Below are 20,686 nucleotides of genomic sequence, written 5' to 3' on the forward strand. Positions count from 1 at the left end.
TGTCCGAGGATGAAAAAAATGAAGCTACGTAACACTCGACTTTGTGAAAAATTTACGAATCCGCGTGGCTTGACCACGAGGTCTATAAAAAGGCCAAATCCACTCATCAAATCCCTCACTGGATTTTGATAAATATACTGGTGATGGACACTACGTTCGATGCCGCGGTGATTCGTAAGCGGAAAAAATTCACAAAGTTGAGTAACATGAGTATTTAAATTCATTCATTGCTTGATTATAGGACGATATTGCCATGAAGATATCCATTTTAAATATTCTTTTTTATTCACTGATCCCCGCTTTGTGTATGTTGGTGGGCGGGCTCATTGCCAGTTTATATCAGCCTAAAGCACGATTGACCAGCGCTATGCAGCATTTTGCTGCCGGTGTGGTTTTTGCTGCGGTGGCAAAAGAACTATTGCCGAAACTAGGGGCGGAAAATGAACCTGTGGTGCTTACTGTCGGCTTTATAGTCGGTGTATTAAGCATGTTATTGCTTAAATTGTTCAGCGAAACTTTGAATGAAAACTCCACTGCTTCGAAAGGCATTTCCTGGGGATTGATCACGGCTGTAGGTGTCGATTTATTCATTGATGGTGTACTCATCGGTATTGCCTTTTTAGCAGGCGAGCAAGGAGGCATTTTAATCGCCATAGCTTTGGCGATAGAAATTCTTTTTCTTGGACTGTCGGCGACGGCTTCACTGGGGGCTCGAGGTGTGAGTATCAAGATTCGTTTGATTCTGCTTTGCATACTTGCCTTGCTGATTCCTGCCGGCAGTTTGAGTGGAGCCAGTTTGCTATCGCAACTGCCGTCTTATTATACAGAAGGTTTATTGGCTTTTGGTGTGGCAGCATTGCTGTATCTTGTGACTGAAGAGCTGTTGACTGAAGCACATGAAACAGAAGATACACCGTATATTACGGCCTCTTTCTTCATCGGTTTTCTGTTAATTTTGTTATTAGAAAATCTGGCTAAATAAAGGTCTGGTAACCCATTTGTAAGACAGCACAATGGATCATCCTCATATTCAAAATGGACCAATACGGCCGTTCAAGGCAGAAGTGAGCTCTTACTAAGCTAAGTGCTCAACTGCTCACTTAGCCTATCAGATGTTTCAGCTTATGAGCTTGCTGAAGGTCTGCTGGGTGGTTCTGGTGTTTCTTTGCTGGGAGCTGCTTTTTCTTTTTTACTTTCTGCTAACTCTTTTTTCATTTCAGTCGCCGCCTTTTCTTCTGCTTTTGCAGCTTTTTCTTCCGTTTTTGCTGTATAAGGCTGCTGGTAAGTGTTCAGGTTGAATCCCTGCTCCTTCATGTATTTGGGAAAACCTTCCTCTTTGCTATTTAACAAACTTCTGAGCTCACTGGCATCAGCTCGTTCATACTGCTTGCTCTCTTCGTTAAATTTATAAATGACGCTTTTTTTATTGATAAAACCATGTTTAGCAAGCCAGTTATTAAACATGGTATCCATTTGTTTCGCTGTCTCTTTTCCAACGGACTCCTTATTTGTCGAATAACCACGGCGAAGCTCAGCATCATCACTGATGGCGATATCATGTCTTATTTCTTTATCGCCAACGGACTCTTTAAGCTGTTTTGACATGCTATTAGCGAGATGCTGTTGTATATTTTCAATGGCTGTAGATACTTTTTTCCCATCCCATATTCCTTTTGAAGCATGCTCAGAATCAACCAACTCAGCAAACTTTTTGAGTTCCTCAACCAATCCCTTAAGATCAAAAAGTTTGTACTTTTCCACCATTTTTTTAAATGATTGATATAAATACTGTGCAGCTTCTGCACTTTGTCTAGCTAGTTCCATGGCTTTTTCCATGGCTTTTTTATCAGGGAATTCTCTTTTTTCAACCACCATATTATTTATCCTCTTTGAGGTAGATGCTGGCAAAGAAAATAAGGCCTAAAATAACTCTTATCACCAATTTCTAACGACGCTGTAAAGCACACTAAATACCAGCATTTTATTTAATGCTATTATAGCAAATTCACACGCAAAGGCGCGTGTGAATAGGGTCGATAATGTAAAAAGCACGTAAAAAATCAATCAAATGGATTTTTCTGTTGGTCAATGACGGAATCAAAAGTTTTATTTTTCATGGATTCAAAGGTAAATTCATCCACCAGGATAGCATCCCAGCGGGCTTTTTCAGTTTTTATCAATTCGTTCATCTCCTTTTTACCTAATTCACCTTTTTTCACTTTTTCTTCAAGTTTTTGCTGCAATTGAACGAATTTGACCCGTTTTAGATCCCTTATTTTTTGATAGAGAGATTTATTTTTCAGGATTAACTGCAATGCATGCTCCATTCTGTCGACAGGTTGCTTTACGTCACCGCTTAAGTAAATAAACTGTTTGAGCTGATCGCGATAAGACTGATTTTCAGTCATGATTTCTGCCAATTGTTGTTCCAGCTTATCAGCAGGATATGGCATGGTTTGGCCAAATGGAAAAGCTATACAGCGCATAAGCCATCCTATTGGGCGTGAGGGGAAATTCTTGCAAAGATCGAGCATTGCTTTTTGGGCATGATAAAAACAATAGCCTAGAGCCCATTTGGCATGTATTTTATGCGCTTCATCTGGCTCATGCTGTTGATAGACTCGAAGTGTTGCCATCGCTATGTATAAATAAGACATAGCGTCAGCAAGACGGGCTGATAAACGCTCCTTTCGTTTCAATTGCCCCCCCAAATAAATTAATGAGAAGTCAGCAAGCCAGGCGAAAGCATGGCTTAATCGAGTCAAACGCTGGTACTCACGTTGTAAGGCATTGCCCGGAGCTTGTGTAAAAAGACCACCAGTCCATGCAGAGCATATGGCTTTGGCGAAATTCTGCATGAAATAATGAATATGCTTCCAGATAACCGTTTTAAAGGCTTCTTTATCTTCCCTGGAAATGGCATAAAATTCATCACGAATATAGGGGTGGCATGCCATGGAACCTTGACCAAAGATCAATAAATTACGTGACATGATGTTTGCGCCTTCCACAGTGATAGAAATAGGTACACCTTGATAAAGGCTGGTGAGGTAATTTCGAGGACCAACGACGACGGCACGACCGGCATGGACATCCATGGCATCATTAACCGTAACACGCGCCAGTTCCGTATTAAAATATTTGGTTATAGCTGAGGCGACTGAAGGCTTTTTATGCTCATTGACTGCAGCAACGGTGAGCAGTCGTGTGGCATTAATCATGTAACTCAAACCAGCTATTTCCGCCAGTTTTTCACCTATGCCTTCAAAATTGGCAATTTCTACGTTGAATTGACGGCGAATACGGGCAAAGGCACCTGTGGTGAGATAAGCAATGGATGAAGATGCAGCGCCCAAAGCGGGTAGGGAAATGGAGCGTCCGATAGAAAGACAATCCACTAACATTTGCCAGCCGTGGCCTGCCTTTTTTTGTCCACCAATAATCGTGGTAATCGGCACGAAAATATTTTCTCCACGAACCGTTCCATTCATAAAGGGTTGTGCACAAGGCAAATGACGGTTGCCGGTTTCCAGATTTTCTGTATCTCTGGGAATCAGTAAGCAGGTAATGCCCTCCTGTCCTTCATTTTTCAGCAATCCATCCGGATCTCTTAGATTAACGGCAAGGCCAATCAAGGTGGCGACAGGTGCCAATGTTATCCAGCGCTTGTTCAAGTTATGGATACTTAAGCCCAGAACGGTTTTGCCATCCACTTTCTTTTTGCTCACCACGGCTTCCGAAACGATGGAGGTGGCATCGCTTCCCGCACCGGGTTCAGTTAAGGCAAAACAGGGGATGTCTTCACCTTTAGCCAGTCGCGGCAGGTAATATTTTTTCTGTTCATCTGTGCCGTAATAATTCAATAATTCACCAGGACCCAAGGAATTGGGAACCATAATGGTCACAGCAGCCACGCCAGAACGGCTGGCGATCTTCATCACGATATCGGAATGGGCGCGAGCAGAAAAACCTTTACCGCCAAATTTCTTGGGAATAACAAGACCCAGAAATCCTTTTTCCTTAATGTACTTCCAGACTTTTTCTGGTAAATCCTGTTCCTGGTTGATTTGCCACTCATCAAGCATCGTGCAAAGTGTCTGGGTTTCATTGTCGAGAAAAGACCGCTCTTCTTTGGTTAATTCGGGGGAAAGATTTTTTAGCTTCTCCCAATCTGGCTGGCCGGTAAAAATATCTTTTTCGAACCAGGTATCCCCTGAGTTTAATGCTTCTTCTTCAGTTTTAGATAGCTGAGGAATGGATTTCCCTGCTGTTTTATACAAGTAATCAGTGAGCGCTGCCCGGACAATGTCCACACGAATGACAACGATGGCAGCAATGATAATGACCCAGAGAAGAAGAGCAATAAACCAGGGCATACCGATAAAAAAGGTGGCTATGAGTAAATAAATGCCGCTTCCAATCTCCCATACCAGTGAGTCCATGGCATGATAAAGGACGATGAGTGTAAAGATGAGATAAATTAAAAAAAACAGTATGGCCATGCCTTCCTCCCTGTACGTTGAGCCAAGATAACTTACTGTTATGCTTTTGAAAAATATATGAAAGAGAAGTATATCGTTTTTTGCGATGGTTTTGCGAGAGCAATGTAGCATTCAATGATAAAAAAATTCGCTTTTCATTTCTCCCGCATGTCATTTTTTTGGCTCGCTGTTAGATGGCTCATCAAAGCATGGGCTTTAACTATAAGCGGCACACCATTTCGAATAGATGACAGAAAGTTTGAGAAGATAGATAATGATGAGATTGAGGTAATATACAGGTGTTGAATGAATAAACGTTTTATCTGGAATTTTGAATTTGAAACCAGCCATCCTTTATCGCAGGGCATTGAGGGCGAAAAGGAACATATTCGCTGGGAAAGCCGCTTTTTCTGGCCTGAAACATCCATTATAAAGCTTCAAGGTCTCAATGAACGCTTTCTCAATATATCCGATTATAAAATCAAACAGCATTCGGACACTTACATTTTGCTGGCGGATCATCATTACAATATTAAATGGCGACGGGGGGCGTTGTTATACAAGCCCTTGCTTGAGCAAAAAGACCATATCTATGGTTTTGACAAAAAAATAGACCTTGATGAATCCGCAAAAGAGGTGCAGGCAGAAAACGAACGCATAAAGCTTTTGCGCTTAGTTCAAAAAGAAGGGCGCAGACTGGATGTTGAAAAAGAGACACTGACTTGTAAATTACGGTTTGAGCCAGGAATTAAGCTCGAGTTTGCAAGATTAAGTATTAAAAATCATATCTATTTCAGTGTCTGTCTTTCCGGGCGTTGTTTTCCATTGATTCAATCTTTAGGCAAGCGCTTGCTCAATGAGCAAAAATCCTGCGATTATGTCAGTTTTCTGAAACAAATGATGGACTTATGATAAAAACCTTATATGCACTGATGTGCAGTTTTGGCAAAATAGGCATTATATCTTTAGGCGGCGGCAATTCTATGCTGAAACTGATAGAATATGAGGCTGTTACGTACCGCCATTGGATTCTGCCGGAAGAATTTGTTCGTATGGTGGGTTCAAGCTTTTTGTTCCCGGGATTAACGGCCGTCAAATTATCGGCTTTGATTGGTTATAAGGCTGCAGGATTGCCGGGGTTGTTAGTTGCTGTTGCCTGTCTGAATTTACCTGGTCTTATATTGGCTGTCATTGGCTATCAACTGCTGACGGTCCATGATAACCCCTTTACACGCAAGATCATGATTTCGGTGCAATACGGTGCCCTGGCTTTATTGGCGGCGGCTTCATTTGCTGTAGCACAAGGTGTCTTTGGCCTGTATTTTTCAATTCCAGTGGCTTTTGTTAGCCTGCTGTTTTTTCTAGCGCTAATTTATCTTAATCTTTCACCCTTCTGGGGCTTTATTGCTTTTATAGGGATATGTTTTTTTCTCGTCCCTTAATTTAAACTTTAATAATGAAGTGTATAGCAGGAGTTGCTCATTGACCAAAGATCTGGACAGTTCGGAATATTACATTAACCGCGAATTCTCTGCCTTGGCATTTAACGAACGGGTGTTGTCGCTGGTAAGCGATGAGCGTGTTCCCTTATTGGAACGAATGCGTTTTTTAGCCATATGCAGCAGCAATCTGGATGAGTTTTTTGAGATAAGGGTTGCCGGACTGAAAGAACAAATGCTCCTTGCTTCTAACAAGCGTTCTTTAGATGGTCTTTATGTGGATGAAGCTTTTCATCAAATCAGTAAAAAAGCTCACGAGCTAAGTGATCAACTCTATCAAACCTTTAATAAAAGACTGTTACCGCAATTGCGTAAGGAGAATATTCATTTTTTGGAAACCCGACAGTGGACGGATGATATTCATTTATGGTCAAAGCATTATTTTAAAAATGAAATATTACCTATCTTAAGTCCAATTGCTCTTGATCTGGCTCATCCTTTCCCGAGATTATTGAATAAAAGTCTTAACTTTATCGTTTCATTAAGTGGCAAGGATGCGTTTAATCGAAGTATTGACTATGCCGTTGTCCATGCGCCTCGCTCTCTGCCGCGAATGATCCATTTACCTTCAGAACTTTGTGGTGAGAGCGATACTTTTGTTTATTTATCATCCATTATTAAAACGCATGTACACAGTTTGTTTCCTGGAATGGATATCAGTGGTTGCTACTCGTTTCGACTGACACGTAACAGTGATTTGTTTTTGCGGGAAGAGGAAATTGAAGATCTGGCTGAAGCTTTACAGAAACAAATTTTTTCCCGTCATTATGGCGATGTGGTTCGACTTGAAATTGATAAACAGTGTCCAGATAAGATCGTTGATTTTTTATTGCAGAAACATCATCTAAGACATGAGGATGCTTATTATTGCGACGGGCCTGTTAATTTACAGCGTTATTTGAAAGCGGTTAACAGCATTAATCGGCCCGATTTGAATTATCAGGCTTTCATTCCGAAATATCCTAAATCAGCCAAATCTGAACATTGTTTATTTGATGTCCTGGATGAGCGTGACATCTTTTTACATCACCCTTATCAAAGCTTTGAATTGGTGATCGATTTCGTAAGGCAGGCGACGACTGACCCTGATGTATTGGCCATCAGTCAAACCCTGTATCGAACGCACTCTGGCTCGGTTATGGTGGATGCTCTGGTTAATGCAGCCCGATCCGGGAAAGAAGTCACTGCTGTGATCGAGCTTCGTGCCCGCTTTGATGAAGAATCCAACCTGAAGCTGGCCAGTCGATTACATGATGCCGGCGTATTGGTGCTGTATGGAGTAGTAGGTTATAAAACCCATGCAAAAATGACATTGGTTGTTCGTAAAACCCATGGAAAATTAAAAGGCTATGTTCATATGGGGACAGGGAATTACCATGAACAAACAGCAAAAAGGTATACGGACTTTGGTTTGTTAACCTGTGAGCCCAATATTGTCTCCGATATACAAGCCATTTTTAAACAACTCACAGGTTTGGGAAAAGCCATTAAATTAAAATCCTTGTGGTATGCCCCTTTTACCTTGCATAAATACTTGTTGCAAAAGATAGATGAATTGGCAGTGGAAGCAAAAAAAGGCGCTGAAACTGAGATTTTTATTAAAGTGAATGGATTAACGGATAAAAGTATTATAAAGGCTTTATACAGTGCTTCCCAGGCAGGAGTGACCATTCACTTGCTGGTTCGAGGGATTTGCTGTCTGAGGCCCGGTATAAGCGGAGTGTCTGAACGTATTCGCGTGCTTTCATATATTGGTCAATTTCTTGAACATCATCGTGTTTATTATTTTCGCAGCGGTGATAAAGAAAAATATTTTTGTTCCAGTGCAGATTTAATGGAAAGAAACCTGTATAACCGCATTGAAATCATGTTTCCTGTTCTGGATGAAGAGATACAAAAAAGAATCAAGCAGGACATTATCAAAAATTATCTTAAGGACAACAGCTATACATGGGAAATGCAGCCGGACGGCAGCTATAAACCTTTAAATCAGGGAGGCTATTGTGCACAGGAAAAGCTCATTGAGTATTATACCAAGGGGGAGAATTAAACTCAGCACTCAAATCCAGCCATTCACCAGGCGTGATGTTTATGAGGTTAAATGAGCAAGGTCTTGTTTTTGAGCCCGGGTTCCTCCCGAGCCAGCCGCGGCAATAAATAGCCTGGAACAAGTGTCTGTAATTCACGATAAATGGCCAGGGCCTGGCTTAAAGGCAGATCAAAATGAGCAGCGCCCCGGACTTTATCCAAAAGATGTAAATAATATGGCATGACGCCCAACTGAAACAAGCGTTGGCTTAAGTCAGCTAAGGTTTGGGCTTTATCATTTACTCCCGCCAGTAGGACGGATTGGTTTAACAGCTGGCAGCCTGCCTGTTTTAATTGCTGACAGGCTTTCGCCACTGAGGGGTCGAGTTCTTGCGGGTGATTGCTGTGAATGACCATGACTTTCTGCAGGGGGGAGACCTGAAGCAGTCGCGGTAACTCACTATCAAGGCGCTCAGGAAGGACAACCGGTATACGGGTGTGTAGCCGCAAAATCTGAAGATGTTGAATCTCATTCAGTTGGTTTAATAGCTCACCAATGACTTCATCTGAAGCAAGTAAGGGATCGCCACCGCTTAAAATGACCTCGTAAATGCTTTTATTGGCTGCAATATAGCTCATAGCTGCCTGCCATCCCCGCCTTCCGGGATTATTCTCTTGGTAGGGAAAATGACGGCGAAAGCAATAACGGCAGTTAACTGCACAGCTTCCCGTTAATGTTAAAAGTACCCGACCATGATATTTGTGGATTAAGCCCTTGACTGGATTGGATTCTCTCTCCTGCAGAGGATCATGGCTGTAACCGTGTATATCCTCTTCTTCTTTACTGACGGCAAGGACTTGACGTAATAGCGGGTCAAAAGGATCTCCTTTTTGCATGCGTTCGGCAAAGCTTCGGGGTACGCGGGTTTTAAAGCTGGTTTCAGCAAATGAACTGCCATACTCTGCGGGAAGTTTTAGAAAGCTTAGCAATTCAGCCGCACAACTAAAGCCTTGGGCCAGAACTTTTTGCCAGGAAGAAGAGGAATCTCGCATTTATGTCATAGTCTTGATAAACTGCGTGAACTTTAACTAAAAAGAATCAAAACCTCAACCTGTACAGACTGCCTGTATAAGGTCAATTCTGAAGAAATGTCATTCTGTTTTTTTCAATTCCTGTGATTAATGGAGCACCTATGGCGACTTATAGTACAAATGAATTTAAACCTGGTTTGAAAGTGATGGTGGACAACGCCCCCTGTAATATTTTGGAATGTGAATTCGTCAAGCCTGGAAAAGGGCAAGCATTTACACGAGCAAAAATACGTAATTTAAAAACGGGACGCGTGGTAGAGCGAACCTATAAATCCGGAGAGACTCTCCCTTCCGCAGATGTGGTGGAAGTTGAAATGCAGTACCTGTACAACGATGGTGAATTTTGGCATTTTATGGTTCCTGATACCTTTGAACAATATGCAGCCGGTGCTGAAGCTGTCTCTGATGCCGCACAATGGCTGAAAGAGCAGGATATATGTGCAGTAACCTTATGGAACAATGAACCTTTACAGGTCACCCCACCGAATTTTGTTGTCCTGGAAGTTACCGAAACGGATCCGGGCTTAAAAGGGGATACATCTGGTGGAGGCGGAAAACCAGCGACTTTAGAGACAGGAGCTGTGGTTCGTGTACCGTTATTTGTGCAGATTGGTGAATTGATTAAAGTGGACACGCGCAAAGGTGAATATGTGTCTCGCGCCAAGGAATAAGTCATGTCCATTCACAGAGGCAAGAGATCCAGGCAGCTTTAACCTGGATTCATTGCCCCCATAGGCTCAGTAGTAGAGGCGGTAACGGTAATATCCTCGATAACCACGCCAGTAAGGATGATATCCGCCCCAATAGCCGCGGGTTCCCCAGTAAACGGTCCTGCTGCCCCAGTATGGGCTGCCAGGATAATAAGCAGGGGTATATATTCCGCTGCGATAATAGGCCGGAGTGTAATATACGCCTGTACTATAAGTGGTAACGCCTGTGGTGGTGCGAACGGAACAACTGGTTAGAAACATCGTGGGTAATAACAAAAGTGCAGCAATGAATACCTTTTTCATGATTGCATCCCAGCCGTTTGATGTATACAAATTATACGACAAGATTTATTATTGTTCAAAAATAGCAGATAAAAAAACCACATTAATTAAACAATTTTTCTTAACTTTGCGCTTTATTTCCATTCGTCGTTTACGAAGATAAGATGTGGTTTTGCGCCAATGTTGGCATGCCCATATTATTTTTTAAGCCTGACCTATACAAATTGCTTTACAAAATCATTTTTTCATTCTATCGTTCTTGATTAACGTGCATTAATCAAGAGGTGTGTCTATGAGTACTCAGCATGGTGGTAAGCGAGCAGGTGCTGGACGTCCGAAAGGAGGTGGTCTGTATGGTGAGGCAACCAAGCCCATTCGTGTTCCTCTTTCGCGCTTAAATGAAGTTAAAAACCTGTTACAGCAAAAAGAAAGAGAAATATATCAACGGCCTCTTTATACCAGTAAAGTTCAGGCTGGATTTCCCTCACCAGCCGATCATTATATTGAAACTTGCCTGGATCTGAACAGTCATTTAATTGCACATCCCGCGTCTACTTTTTTTGTCATCGCCTTAGGGGATTCCATGTCAGGAGCCGGAATTCAATCCGGCGACATGCTTATCGTTGATAAGAGTCTGGAAGCAACGCATGGCAAAATCATCATTGCTGCTATCGATGGTGAATTAACCGTTAAACGCCTGGCCAATAGGGGCGGAAGAGTGCAGTTGCTTCCGGAAAACAGCAGTTATCAGCCAATAGATATTACTGAAGAACAGGAGTTAGTCATTTGGGGTGTGGTGACTCACGTAATTCATCAGATGAGTTAATCATGTATGCACTTATTGATTGCAATAACTTTTTTGTCAGTTGCGAGCGTTTGTTTCGCCCGGATTTGCGCGATAAACCGGTGGTGGTGCTTTCCAGCAACGACGGTTGTGTCATTGCCCGTTCCAATGAAGCCAAAGCTTTAGGCATTAAAATGGGAGAGCCTTATTTTCAGGTGAAAACCTTATGCAAGCGGTATCAAGTGCATATTTTTTCCTCCAATTTTGTTCTGTATGGTGATCTTTCTCGACGAGTCATGTCCGTGATTGAAAGTGCCTGGCCGGAGACTGAAATCTATTCCATTGATGAGGCTTTCCTTGATTTGCGCTCTCTGCCCGGGATAACCTCTGATATTTTTTGTACCGATTTGCAAAGAAAAATTTTAAAAGCTGTTGGTATTCCTGTATCCATCGGAATTGGCCCGAGCAAAACACTGGCTAAAATAGCCAACCATATATGTAAAAAGAAACTGAAAATCCCTGTCTTTGATATCAGCAATCAACGGGAATGGTTAAAGCATATTGATGTAGGCGAAGTTTGGGGGATTGGGCGCAGATGGCATAAAAAACTTCTGCAACGGGGGATTTACACCGCTTATGATCTGTCCATGGCAAATCCCTATCTTTTAAGGGCTGGGTTTAATGTCACTTTGCAACGTACGGCAATGGAACTTCAAGGGATATCCTGTTTGGACACTGACGATATTTCACCAAGAAAAAGCATCATGTCATCGCGAAGCTTTGCAGACATGCAAACGGACTTTGAAAATCTTGCGCAAGCTGTGAGTTACCACTGTGCCAGAGCCTGCGAAAAACTAAGGGAGAATCATCTTCTTGCTCAGTATTTATCCGTTTTTCTTTTGACTAATCGCTTTCGTCAGGACTTACCCCAGTATTATAACGGCATTGAATTGCAGTTGACGGTCCCTACTGACGATGTTCGTTTGTTGACTAAAAGGGCTAAAGAAGGCTTAAAAAAACTGTTTCGTTGTGGTTTTCACTATAAAAAAGTAGGTGTTCGGTTAGAGCAATTGCTTAGTAAACATCATGTCCAGCTGGATATATTTCACCAGAGGGACTCCATTGCATCGGAGAAAAAAGAACAATTAATGATGGCATTTGACAGCATCAAGCAGAAATATGGTCGTCATTCCATTAAACTGGCCGCAGAAGGCTACCGTATGTCCTGGCTTGGGAATGCGGCATTAAAATCCCCGGCTTACACAACAAGCTGGTCTAGCCTGCCGGTGGTGACATGTCGACAAACATAAAAAAGGCCGCATCCTTGCGGCGAAGCACATCCACTGTGCTGGTCCCTTACTTGACCTCCTGTCAGACTATCCGTGTCATCCTTATGTTTTTCAGTATAAAGCTTTCCTTAGGCTTTTCATTAGGCATTATGCGGAGCGATTTGTAAGAAATATCTCAAAGAATCGGTTGAAATATCTCCTTGGGGTATTCAGAAATCTCATGGATGCCGCAGATAAACCGCGGCACCTAGGCACTTGAACGAGATCGCGAAAACGAAATGTCAACAGCTTCTAAAGAATAGTGCAAGAAGGGAAACAACGAGATTGTTTCGTCTCTTCTTCGTTGTTTTCTCTTAACGGTGGGGTTGGAGAAGAAGTCACAGGGGAAAATGTACCAAAACGCTCCCTTCCTTCTCTTGCGGTGGATTGAAACTTTTGATGGGTCGCTTCTGCTTCTTCATTAAATGCTTTCGCCAACAACTTAACAGGCGCATCTTTATCCACAGCATTCTGGCTTAATTGCTCAAGTTTCTTTGCAATTTCACTTAAGCTGCTTTCATTCTGAGCCAGTCTTTGGCCAATCTCACTTTCATGCCCCTTAAGCAAAGAGTTGAACAGCTCAGGAAACTGATTATAAAGATCCGCATTAAATTCGCGTGTGAAGATCTGATAAGGCTTCTTATTTCTTTCATCCAATAAAGCATAGACATTCATACGCACGGTATAGGCTTGAGAAAGAACGCTGTAAAAACTGGGCACGGTGCTTGTGATATGACTGCGTAAAGCTTCTTTTTGTTTGCCGAGTGCCCTTATGTTTTCATCGGGGCAATTTAGGACAAGTTTTGTGGCCACTTGCCGCATCTCTTCCTGACTCAGTTGATTTAATTCCTCAGCGTGCTCCGCCAGTCCTTCTTCATCTTGATCGATAAGCTCCTTGTATGGATCTTCCATGCCCAGTATTTGTTTAAAAGTAAATCGTCCCATGTAAATCTCCTTTTATAAAATCGTTAAAAAGATTAATTTCTGCCAATTTATTTTAAAAAACCCCAGTTCAGAATTATTCCTCATAACGTTGATTTCTCGTGATTCACAGCCGAAATAGCTCTGAACTAGGGTTTTAAAAAAATTGGTTTATACCTGTAATACTTTGAAGTATCACAGGTATATTTATAGTAACGAATTCATTTCACTCTGTCATGAAAACTGGTCTAAAGTTTTTATGTAAAAGGTCGAAAATAAAGTTAAACGTTGTTGCCTTTAATAAAAATAATAAGGAGCGAGGCAATGTCAAAGAATCATAATTTGCAGGATCCTTTCTTAAATGAACTCCGTAAGGAGAAGGTTCCGGTTTCGATTTTTCTGGTGAATGGCATAAAATTACATGGTGTTGTGGACTCCTTCGATCAATACGTGGTGATGTTGAAAAATTCCATTACGCAAATGGTCTACAAGCATGCCATTTCCACGGTTGTGCCTGCGAAAATGATCAAGCTTCCCTCTGGTGAGGAAAGCGGAACTATGGCAGACTAACCCATCTTTAATGGCAGAGGTGAACAGAGTTGTTTGAACGGTGGCAGGGTGGTGAGCGTGCCATTTTGGTCCAATTAGGCCTTCCTGGTATTGATAGTGAAAAAGCTTTGGCTGAGTTTGAAGAACTGGCGCGTTCTGCTAATGCCGAAATAATGGGTATTATCAGAGGCGCACGCGCCACTCCTGAAGTCAAATATTATGTAGGCTTAGGTAAGGCTAAGGAAATACAGGAGCAGGTGGCGGCCTTAAATGCCGATTTAGTGTTGGTTAATCATGAATTATCACCCTCCCAGGAGCGCAATCTGGAGCGGCTTTTACAGTGTCGTGTGGTGGATAGAAGCGGTTTGATTCTCGATATTTTTGCCCAACGGGCAAGAACGTTTGAAGGTAAACTACAGGTTGAACTTGCACAATTACAGCATCTTTCTACTCGCCTTGTCAGAGGATGGACACACCTGGAAAGGCAGAAAGGTGGAATCGGTCTTCGTGGCCCTGGAGAAACACAGTTAGAAACAGACCGCCGCCTTTTGCGAGAGCGCATAAAATCCATACATAAACGTCTGGAAAAAGTCAGGCGCAGCCGGGATCAAAGCCGACAAGCCCGTCGCAAGGCAGCACTATCGACTGTATCACTGGTTGGCTATACCAATGCCGGCAAATCTACTCTGTTTAATGCCCTGACGCATGAAAAAATATACGTGGCTAATCAGTTATTTGCCACCCTTGACCCTACCATGCGCAAATTGGAATTGCCGGGTTCCTCTGATGCCATTCTGGTCGATACCGTAGGTTTTATTCGCGAGCTTCCCCATCATCTGATCGAGGCCTTCAGAGCCACTCTTGAAGAAACGCAGGAAGCGGATTTGTTATTGCACGTTATTGATATTTCTGATCCTAACTGGCGTGATACGGTGCAGTCCGTCCAGCAGGTACTGGCAGAATTAAAAGTCGATGACATTCCATTGATACAGGTTTTTAACAAGATCGATTTACAGGAAGGCTGGGAGTCGAAAGTGGATTACACGGGTCAATATGTCAAAGTATGGGTATCGGCGGCTACGGGTGCTGGACTGGATTTGCTTAAAGGTGTGATCGCTGAGCAGTTGCATGGTCAAATTGTGATTGAAAAAATTGTTCTCAGCCCAGGGGAGGCCAAATTAAGAGCTCGGCTGTATGAGCTTGGAGCCGTGCTGGATGAGTCCATTAATGAGTCCGGGGAATGGCTGCTGACCATCCGTTTGACCAGAGCACAGAAAGAGCGTCTTTTTTCATAACATGAGTAACTCATGTTACGCACAATCGACTTTAACGAGCCATATTTTTTAACTCCTGCATAGCAATTTGGTTAGCCCTGAGTATTAATTTGTACTTGATGGCAAAGTGATTCAATTTTGTCTTTATTTTCATCATTTCCAGTTTGCAGTATGCAATGATTGCGGCAAAGATATGGTTGGATTGTGTTTTAACCGTACGGGTTGGAGACTTGTTCAGGCTTGCATTTTGTTTAATTGACTTGTGATACTCTTCAATCCGCCACCGTTTCTGGTACACTTCATAAAGACGTTCGGCACTGCTGGTCATGTCATTAGAAACGAGATAGAGAACCCCTGTAGAACCATTTTCGTTTTTGAAAATTTTCTTCAAAAGCCTCACTGGGAAGTCTAATCCCTTGAGATAGACTGTGTGGGCTATGTCCTCTTCAAGCTCTAATTCTCTGACTTTTGTGTACCGTCCGTTGTTGGCGTCGTTTTTGGATAAAGCTAAGGTTCGATTAGATTTAATCCCAATAATAAACGATTTTTGAAGGTCATTATGGATGTAAGCCATATTGGCCTTCGAGCCAAACCAATTGTCCGCAAGTACAAAGTCAAACAACACATGATTACTAACCGCTTGTGCGATAAGCTTGCGAAAAAGTTCATTTTTAGTCGTGGATGACTTTCTGCGAGCTTGCCTTGTTTCAATGTCACAAAAAGCAACGTCTTTTTTGATAACTTCATAACCAACAGGAACACTGAAGTCACCATACCGAACCATGCAGGTCAGGATATTAATCCCTTTGACCACATCACCTTTAGCATGGGAATAATGCCAACAATTAATTTCATTCTCATCCGTGTAAGGCTTCTCCTCAATCGAGTCATCCAATAAAAGAACACCGTCTGATGCTTCACTCTCCCTGACTGACTTCTTGACATAATTCCAGAGCGCTTTGGAACCAAAATCTTGTAGTCGTAAAAATCGTGTCACCTTGTCGTGAGCAAATTCACCATCCAACATCTCCGATAAACCTGTAGCTGTTGCATATTTATTCTGGCAAATCAAATAGTCACTATAAATATCAAGCATATCCATTAAATCTTCCTCCCTAAAAATCAGGGATGAAATTTTAATTAAATTTCAGGGAGCAGCAAGGTTTAGTGCGTAACATGAGTGAGTAATGAACTGAAAAAGTTTTTCTCGATGGTTGGCTTCCATCTAAATACTTTCTGAAAATGGCTCTATCAATATCTCATTCACTGCCACTTCAAAAGGTGTTGCCAGAGCGAAATGAATGGCGTTGACCACGTCGTCTGGTGCTAAATATTGTCCTGAATCAATGGTGCCGTAACGTTCAACGGCCTCTTTGTCGGTTGACTTATTATGTAAGGGAGTTTGCACATTTCCTGGCTGGATATTAGTGATTTTAATCTGATGTTTCATGAGTTCCTGTCGCATGGCGCGTGCACTGAATTCTACGAAGGCTTTCGTGCCGGAATAAATTGCAAGCCCTGGAAAAGCTTGTCTGCCAGCATCAGAAGTAATATTGATCCAGTGCCCTTTTGGCGATTTCAATAGTTGAGGAAGAACCTCCTGAATCAGATGAATAAAACCCAGACAATTAGTGTCAATCATGGTTTTCATTTGCTGATAGTCTGGTTGTGTGATGTCCATATAATACATCGCACCGGCATTATTAATGACCACATCGATGGTATTGAATGTTTCCAGTGAGCGGAGCAGCCAATTTCTGATATCCTCTCGACTCCTTACATCGCCTTGATACAAAAGAAAGGACTGTGAAACCTTTTGCAATTCTTCATTTGGTCGACGGACAAGGGCGCTGACATTGGCGCCTTCAGCAAGCGCCTTTTTGACCAAAGCCAAACCTATCCCGCTGCCAGCTCCTGTAATGAGTATGGTTTTATTTTGCCAGCCGTTCATGCCTTTTCCTTTTCATGGGTTAATATAGTTTCCTGTTGCTCGGCTAAAAGCAGAAGTGAATGTCGTAATTTATGAGGCGATAAGGTCAATGACTCAGAATAACACTCTCTTTTGCTATCATCTTTAAGGGTATAAGCTTTTGCTGAAAATAAATTCTCAATCTGCCAGAGAGCATGCAGAGCAGGTTCATGAATTTCCAACAATTGCAGCCAATCCTGTTCTTGAATGCTTCTTAATGGCCAATCGGCAAGCAAAGCACTTATTTCTCTTTCGCGGCAGCAATTTAACTGGCTTAAAGAAAAGACATCGGCTTCTATTTTGTTTAGGCATTGTTTGCTTAAAACATCGGCGATCAAATCCACCGGCGTAAACTCTAAGAATATATTTTGTGGAAGATATCCCTGTTGTTTAATCCATTTCATTAATAGATGATTGGCATCCTGATCATTGCCTATACCAGTTTTTAAGGAGGCTGATAAATTGCCGAGGCGCACGACGCAATAGGGTAATTGACAGGCTGAAGCGGCAGCCTGAACCAGCTGCTCCTGTATCCATTTTGCCTGCGCATAACCGTAACTTAAATGATAAAATGAGGATTTGGGCAAGAAAGACGCACTTCTATGAGCCGCATGAGAAAAAACGGCATCTGAGGAGATGAGGACCGTAGGTTTCAATGACTGGGTCGTGGCCAGGGTCAATATTGTTTTGGTACCTTCAACGATAGATGCTCTTAGCTTGTCGTAGGGGTATAAAAGATTAACGGTGGCTGCGGCATGCAAGATAACATCTATTTCATGAGTCAGAAAATCCCAGTTTTTTGCTTCAAGTCCAAATTGCGGCTCAATAAGGGTGCCAGGAATGACCTCGATTCGCCCATTAAGAAGTGAGGTGTCCAGTCGATATTTTTTAAATGTCTCTTTCAATCGATGAAAGCCTCTTTCTTTGTTCTCGCAGCGAATCAGGCAGTAATACCGACAAGCCGTCTGTTTCAGACAGGAAGCCAGCCAATGTGCGCCTAGAAAACCGGTGGTGCCGGTGATAAATACGGTTTTTGCCGTGGCTAAATTTGAATGACGAGGTGGCTTTACAGAAGAAGAAAACTGAACGTTTGCGTCATTCAAAATATAAGACGTATTTGAAGAATTCTCAGGAGGCTCGTCATTAGTTAACCAATAAAGCTGCTCTGCAAAAACAGGTAACTGGTACAGACGGTTTAGATCCAGTTTCTTTATAAAATGCTGATTGAAACGCTGGATAAATTGTATGGCTTGTAGAGAATGGCCACCGAGGACAAAAAAATCACTGTTTTCATGAATCAATTCTTGTGGGAGCTGCAACACTTCATGCCAGATTCCTTTTAAGGCGATTGCATTGGATTGACTTGCATGAGTGCTAACTGTCTCGCCTATCGCTGATTGTTTGGTGTTTTTTCTATCCAACTTGGCTGAATAGCGATTCCACTGTAAGGAATGAACACAGGAAAATTTAACCGGTATGGCATAGTGAGGCAGAAAAGACTTCAAAAACGCCTGTAATTTGGCGGACAAGCCAGACGCTATGTCCAGTTCATAAGTGCTTATAAAGGTATCCAAATTCTCTGGTTGCAATAAAGCAACGATCATCTGGCTGACAGGATGATGTCCTTCAATTGTCACCACACATTGTCTTACTGGCAAATGTTGCTTTATCGTATCTTCAATGGCTAACAAGGATATATTATAGCCACGCAGCTTAACCACATGATCATTGCGGCCCAGTATAAAAATTTCACCATCCTCATTTTGTCGGGCCACATCCTTGGTTTTAAAAAAACGTTTCTTTTTACCCCCAATGTGCACATCTTTAAAACTTTGTTTCTGAAGTTCATTCTGATTTAAATAGCCGTTCGCTAAAAAAGGGCTGCTGATATACAGTTCGCCTTGCTCCCGGGGTAAGCAGCGTTGTTCATTTTCATTCAAAACCAGGGCTTCAACTTGTGAAAGAGGATAACCTATACTGGCAAATCCATCCTCCGATATGTTCTGGTGAGAAAGAGAGCGGGCAGCCACATCAAAAGTTTCAGAAATACTGTAAAGATTAAAAAAGTCGATATGACTTAATTTCGCCAAGGCTTCTTCTGTTAGCTGACGGCAAACCACTTCTCCGTTTAACCAGACCCGCTTGAGCGGTAACAAGCATCTGAGCTGCTCAAAATCAAGGCATTGTAACAACATCTGGGCATAAGAAGGTGTCCACAAAGTTTCAGTGATGCCATGTTGATGAATAAAGGCAGTGTAATTTTTTATATCCAGCAGTAAACGGTCCTCAATGACATACACACAAGCTCCACGAAATAAAGGACGAAAAACTTCCCAGTAAAAATAAATGGAACAAGCTACCTTGTCGTTACTTTGATAATCGCTGAACTGGTAACGACTAAAGATGGAAGACAATATGGCCTGATGGGAAATGACAATGCCTTTTGGATTTCCTGTCGTGCCGGATGAATAAACCAGCCAGGCAGGAGCTGGAACAGGTGTATGGCAGTTTGTGAAGGATGACTCAGTTTTTGCCATGAGCTCAGAGAAAAATAGAACAGGTAAAGACACCTTCACCGGAAAGGTATGTTCACTGATGATCCATTGAACGTTTGCATCTTCTAATACAAATGAAAGCATCTTAGCCGGAAAAGCCGTATCAAGCGTCAATACAGTGGCACCAAGTCTGGAAATAGCCAGAAAAGACAGCACGGAAGTGATGTTTTTTTCGCTATAAATAGCGACAATATTCCCCGATTGCACGCCCTTTCTCTGCAGTTGGCAGGAAATCACATCGATGAGTTCGAGGGCTTGAGCGTAACTGAATGTTTTCTTACCATTACTTAAACAAGGCTTAGATGGGGTTGATTTTGCTTGTTGTTCAAACTGATCATAAAGAGTGGACGGCATAAAATAAACACCCATTCAGAATAAAAAGAGAGCACAATCCATCTGCTCAATCCATCCATCCTTAGCCAAGCTCGGGATGCTACATGATTTTCCCTTATCCTGCAATTTATAAACGTTGTGAAGAAGGATCTTTTTAGCTCTTTTGAATTAGTTTTTTTAAAGAGGTTGTGATTTTTTGGTGGTTTGACATGACACTGGAAAAAATCGATAAAACAATGCAAAATGATTTGTCAGGGAATGCCTATTAAATAAGGAAATTTATGCAAAACTCAGCCAATAAAAACCAATTTTCCGCGAATGTCGGTCTTATTCCTCATCATTGGGGTTGGCTCTTAGGATTAGGGATTTTGTTTGTCATTTTAGGGACCATTGGTCTGGCTATGGTCATTGGACTGACCATCGTCAGCATGATTTTTTTTGGTGTTTTGCTGATATGTGCTGGGGTATCACAAGCGGTTGATGCAGTTAAATACAAAAAATGGAAGGGTGTTTTCTGGCAGATCATCATTGCCCTTTTTTATATTGCTGGTGGCGCTTTGGTCATCTATGATCCTTTGCTTGCTTCGACTCTTATCACCGCTTTTCTTGCTATCGTTTTGATCATCATAGGAGTTAGTCGTCTGTTGATGGCTTTTTTACTTAAAGAGGTCAAAGGTTGGGGCTGGATGTTTCTTGCTGGGATCGCTGCACTTATACTCGGTATTCTTATCCTTATGCAATGGCCTCTCAGTGGCTTGTGGTTTATTGGCTTGTTGATTGCCATTGAGCTTATCATCAATGGCTGGGCTTATATTTTAATCGCTCTGAGCCTGCGCAAGACCTGAGGGGTTTGACGTTAGCTGAATACATTTAGGCACAAT

General features: G+C 42.2%; 18 protein-coding genes. 10 read left to right on the forward strand and 8 right to left on the reverse strand.

Annotated elements, in window-relative coordinates; translation table 11 throughout:
• The first annotated feature begins 253 nt into the window (after positions 1-253).
• The gene (locus E4T55_RS08345; protein WP_058500787.1) at positions 254-982 is read left to right on the forward strand and encodes a ZIP family metal transporter; all 729 of its coding nucleotides are present in this window, start codon (positions 254-256) and stop codon (positions 980-982) included.
• 140 nt (positions 983-1,122) lie between these two features.
• Here the strand turns inward: E4T55_RS08345 and E4T55_RS08350 are convergent, their stop codons facing one another.
• Positions 1,123-1,875: a hypothetical protein gene (locus E4T55_RS08350; RefSeq protein ID WP_058500786.1), complete on the reverse strand. Its 753-nt coding sequence runs from the start codon at positions 1,873-1,875 to the stop codon at positions 1,123-1,125.
• 185 nt (positions 1,876-2,060) lie between these two features.
• Complete coding sequence (locus E4T55_RS08355; protein ID WP_058500785.1) at positions 2,061-4,502, reverse strand: acyl-CoA dehydrogenase; 2,442 nt, start codon at positions 4,500-4,502, stop codon at positions 2,061-2,063.
• Positions 4,503-4,787: 285 nt separating this feature from the next.
• On the opposite strand from E4T55_RS08355, the gene E4T55_RS08360 reads away from it, so the two are divergent.
• From E4T55_RS08360 to ppk1, 3 genes are read left to right on the forward strand one after another with little or no spacing between them, the layout of a single operon-like run.
• Entirely contained in the window at positions 4,788-5,393 is a 606-nt protein-coding gene (locus E4T55_RS08360; RefSeq protein WP_058500784.1) for a hypothetical protein, read from the forward strand.
• Positions 5,390-5,923, forward strand: coding sequence for a chromate transporter (locus E4T55_RS08365; RefSeq protein WP_058500783.1), 534 nt, complete (start codon positions 5,390-5,392; stop codon positions 5,921-5,923). The genes E4T55_RS08360 and E4T55_RS08365 overlap by 4 nt, the downstream gene beginning before the upstream one ends.
• Before the next feature lie 40 nt (positions 5,924-5,963).
• Positions 5,964-8,030, forward strand: coding sequence for a polyphosphate kinase 1 (gene ppk1, locus E4T55_RS08370; protein WP_058500782.1), 2,067 nt, complete (start codon positions 5,964-5,966; stop codon positions 8,028-8,030).
• 47 nt (positions 8,031-8,077) lie between these two features.
• On the opposite strand, the gene epmB is transcribed toward ppk1, so the two are convergent.
• On the reverse strand, positions 8,078-9,061 hold the full coding sequence (gene epmB, locus E4T55_RS08375) for an EF-P beta-lysylation protein EpmB (RefSeq protein ID WP_058500781.1): 984 nt from the start codon (positions 9,059-9,061) through the stop codon (positions 8,078-8,080).
• A gap of 140 nt (positions 9,062-9,201) precedes the next feature.
• Here epmB and efp point away from each other — a divergent pair, with 140 nt between their 5' ends.
• A complete protein-coding gene (efp, locus tag E4T55_RS08380) occupies positions 9,202-9,771 on the forward strand; it encodes an elongation factor P (protein ID WP_058500780.1) in 570 nt (189 codons plus the stop codon).
• Between the two features lie 66 nt (positions 9,772-9,837).
• On the opposite strand, the gene E4T55_RS08385 is transcribed toward efp, so the two are convergent.
• A complete protein-coding gene (locus E4T55_RS08385) occupies positions 9,838-10,113 on the reverse strand; it encodes a hypothetical protein (protein WP_058500779.1) in 276 nt (91 codons plus the stop codon).
• 271 nt (positions 10,114-10,384) lie between these two features.
• On the opposite strand from E4T55_RS08385, the gene E4T55_RS08390 reads away from it, so the two are divergent.
• Entirely contained in the window at positions 10,385-10,918 is a 534-nt protein-coding gene (locus E4T55_RS08390; protein ID WP_058500778.1) for a LexA family protein, read from the forward strand.
• A 2-nt stretch (positions 10,919-10,920) separates the two neighbouring features.
• Positions 10,921-12,186, forward strand: coding sequence for a Y-family DNA polymerase (locus tag E4T55_RS08395; RefSeq protein ID WP_058500777.1), 1,266 nt, complete (start codon positions 10,921-10,923; stop codon positions 12,184-12,186).
• Between the two features lie 270 nt (positions 12,187-12,456).
• Here E4T55_RS08395 and E4T55_RS08400 read toward each other — a convergent pair whose 3' ends face one another.
• A complete protein-coding gene (locus tag E4T55_RS08400) occupies positions 12,457-13,149 on the reverse strand; it encodes a hypothetical protein (protein WP_058500776.1) in 693 nt (230 codons plus the stop codon).
• A 300-nt stretch (positions 13,150-13,449) separates the two neighbouring features.
• Between E4T55_RS08400 and hfq the strand changes: the two genes are divergently transcribed.
• Both hfq and hflX read left to right on the forward strand, forming a co-directional pair.
• Positions 13,450-13,695, forward strand: coding sequence for an RNA chaperone Hfq (gene hfq, locus E4T55_RS08405; RefSeq protein ID WP_058500775.1), 246 nt, complete (start codon positions 13,450-13,452; stop codon positions 13,693-13,695).
• Positions 13,696-13,724: 29 nt separating this feature from the next.
• On the forward strand, positions 13,725-14,969 hold the full coding sequence (gene hflX, locus E4T55_RS08410) for a ribosome rescue GTPase HflX (protein ID WP_058500774.1): 1,245 nt from the start codon (positions 13,725-13,727) through the stop codon (positions 14,967-14,969).
• A 31-nt stretch (positions 14,970-15,000) separates the two neighbouring features.
• Here the strand turns inward: hflX and E4T55_RS08415 are convergent, their stop codons facing one another.
• The 3 genes from E4T55_RS08415 to E4T55_RS08425 all read right to left on the reverse strand — a co-directional run bounded on the left by E4T55_RS08415 (position 15,001) and on the right by E4T55_RS08425 (position 19,826).
• On the reverse strand, positions 15,001-16,050 hold the full coding sequence (locus E4T55_RS08415; protein WP_115325247.1) for an IS701 family transposase: 1,050 nt from the start codon (positions 16,048-16,050) through the stop codon (positions 15,001-15,003).
• 123 nt (positions 16,051-16,173) lie between these two features.
• Positions 16,174-16,899, reverse strand: coding sequence for an SDR family oxidoreductase (locus tag E4T55_RS08420; protein ID WP_058501537.1), 726 nt, complete (start codon positions 16,897-16,899; stop codon positions 16,174-16,176).
• A complete protein-coding gene (locus E4T55_RS08425; RefSeq protein ID WP_162262321.1) occupies positions 16,896-19,826 on the reverse strand; it encodes a non-ribosomal peptide synthetase in 2,931 nt (976 codons plus the stop codon). The genes E4T55_RS08420 and E4T55_RS08425 overlap by 4 nt, the downstream gene beginning before the upstream one ends.
• 260 nt (positions 19,827-20,086) lie before the next feature.
• Here E4T55_RS08425 and E4T55_RS08430 point away from each other — a divergent pair, with 260 nt between their 5' ends.
• Positions 20,087-20,650 (forward strand): HdeD family acid-resistance protein, encoded by a 564-nt coding sequence (locus E4T55_RS08430; protein ID WP_058501535.1) that lies wholly within the window; start codon positions 20,087-20,089, stop codon positions 20,648-20,650.
• The last annotated feature ends 36 nt before the right edge of the window (positions 20,651-20,686 follow it).

The sequence above is a fragment of the Legionella israelensis genome, from assembly GCF_004571175.1.
Taxonomy (GTDB): domain Bacteria; phylum Pseudomonadota; class Gammaproteobacteria; order Legionellales; family Legionellaceae; genus Legionella_D; species Legionella_D israelensis.

Bases quoted from the DNA above. Each gene is read 5' to 3' on its own strand.
- E4T55_RS08350 (WP_058500786.1), bottom strand. From the start codon at position 1,875: ATGGTGGTTGAAAAAAGAGAATTCCCTGATAAAAAAGCCATGGAAAAA.
- E4T55_RS08400 (WP_058500776.1), bottom strand. From the start codon at position 13,149: ATGGGACGATTTACTTTTAAACAAATACTGGGCATGGAAGATCCATAC.
- E4T55_RS08355 (WP_058500785.1), bottom strand. From the start codon at position 4,502: ATGGCCATACTGTTTTTTTTAATTTATCTCATCTTTACACTCATCGTC.
- E4T55_RS08360 (WP_058500784.1), top strand. From the start codon at position 4,788: ATGAATAAACGTTTTATCTGGAATTTTGAATTTGAAACCAGCCATCCT.
- E4T55_RS08395 (WP_058500777.1), top strand. From the start codon at position 10,921: ATGTATGCACTTATTGATTGCAATAACTTTTTTGTCAGTTGCGAGCGT.
- E4T55_RS08425 (WP_162262321.1), bottom strand. From the start codon at position 19,826: ATGCCGTCCACTCTTTATGATCAGTTTGAACAACAAGCAAAATCAACC.
- efp (WP_058500780.1), top strand. From the start codon at position 9,202: ATGGCGACTTATAGTACAAATGAATTTAAACCTGGTTTGAAAGTGATG.
- E4T55_RS08430 (WP_058501535.1), top strand. From the start codon at position 20,087: ATGCAAAACTCAGCCAATAAAAACCAATTTTCCGCGAATGTCGGTCTT.
- epmB (WP_058500781.1), bottom strand. From the start codon at position 9,061: ATGCGAGATTCCTCTTCTTCCTGGCAAAAAGTTCTGGCCCAAGGCTTT.
- E4T55_RS08415 (WP_115325247.1), bottom strand. From the start codon at position 16,050: ATGGATATGCTTGATATTTATAGTGACTATTTGATTTGCCAGAATAAA.
- E4T55_RS08345 (WP_058500787.1), top strand. From the start codon at position 254: ATGAAGATATCCATTTTAAATATTCTTTTTTATTCACTGATCCCCGCT.
- E4T55_RS08365 (WP_058500783.1), top strand. From the start codon at position 5,390: ATGATAAAAACCTTATATGCACTGATGTGCAGTTTTGGCAAAATAGGC.
- hfq (WP_058500775.1), top strand. From the start codon at position 13,450: ATGTCAAAGAATCATAATTTGCAGGATCCTTTCTTAAATGAACTCCGT.
- E4T55_RS08420 (WP_058501537.1), bottom strand. From the start codon at position 16,899: ATGAACGGCTGGCAAAATAAAACCATACTCATTACAGGAGCTGGCAGC.
- E4T55_RS08390 (WP_058500778.1), top strand. From the start codon at position 10,385: ATGAGTACTCAGCATGGTGGTAAGCGAGCAGGTGCTGGACGTCCGAAA.
- E4T55_RS08385 (WP_058500779.1), bottom strand. From the start codon at position 10,113: ATGAAAAAGGTATTCATTGCTGCACTTTTGTTATTACCCACGATGTTT.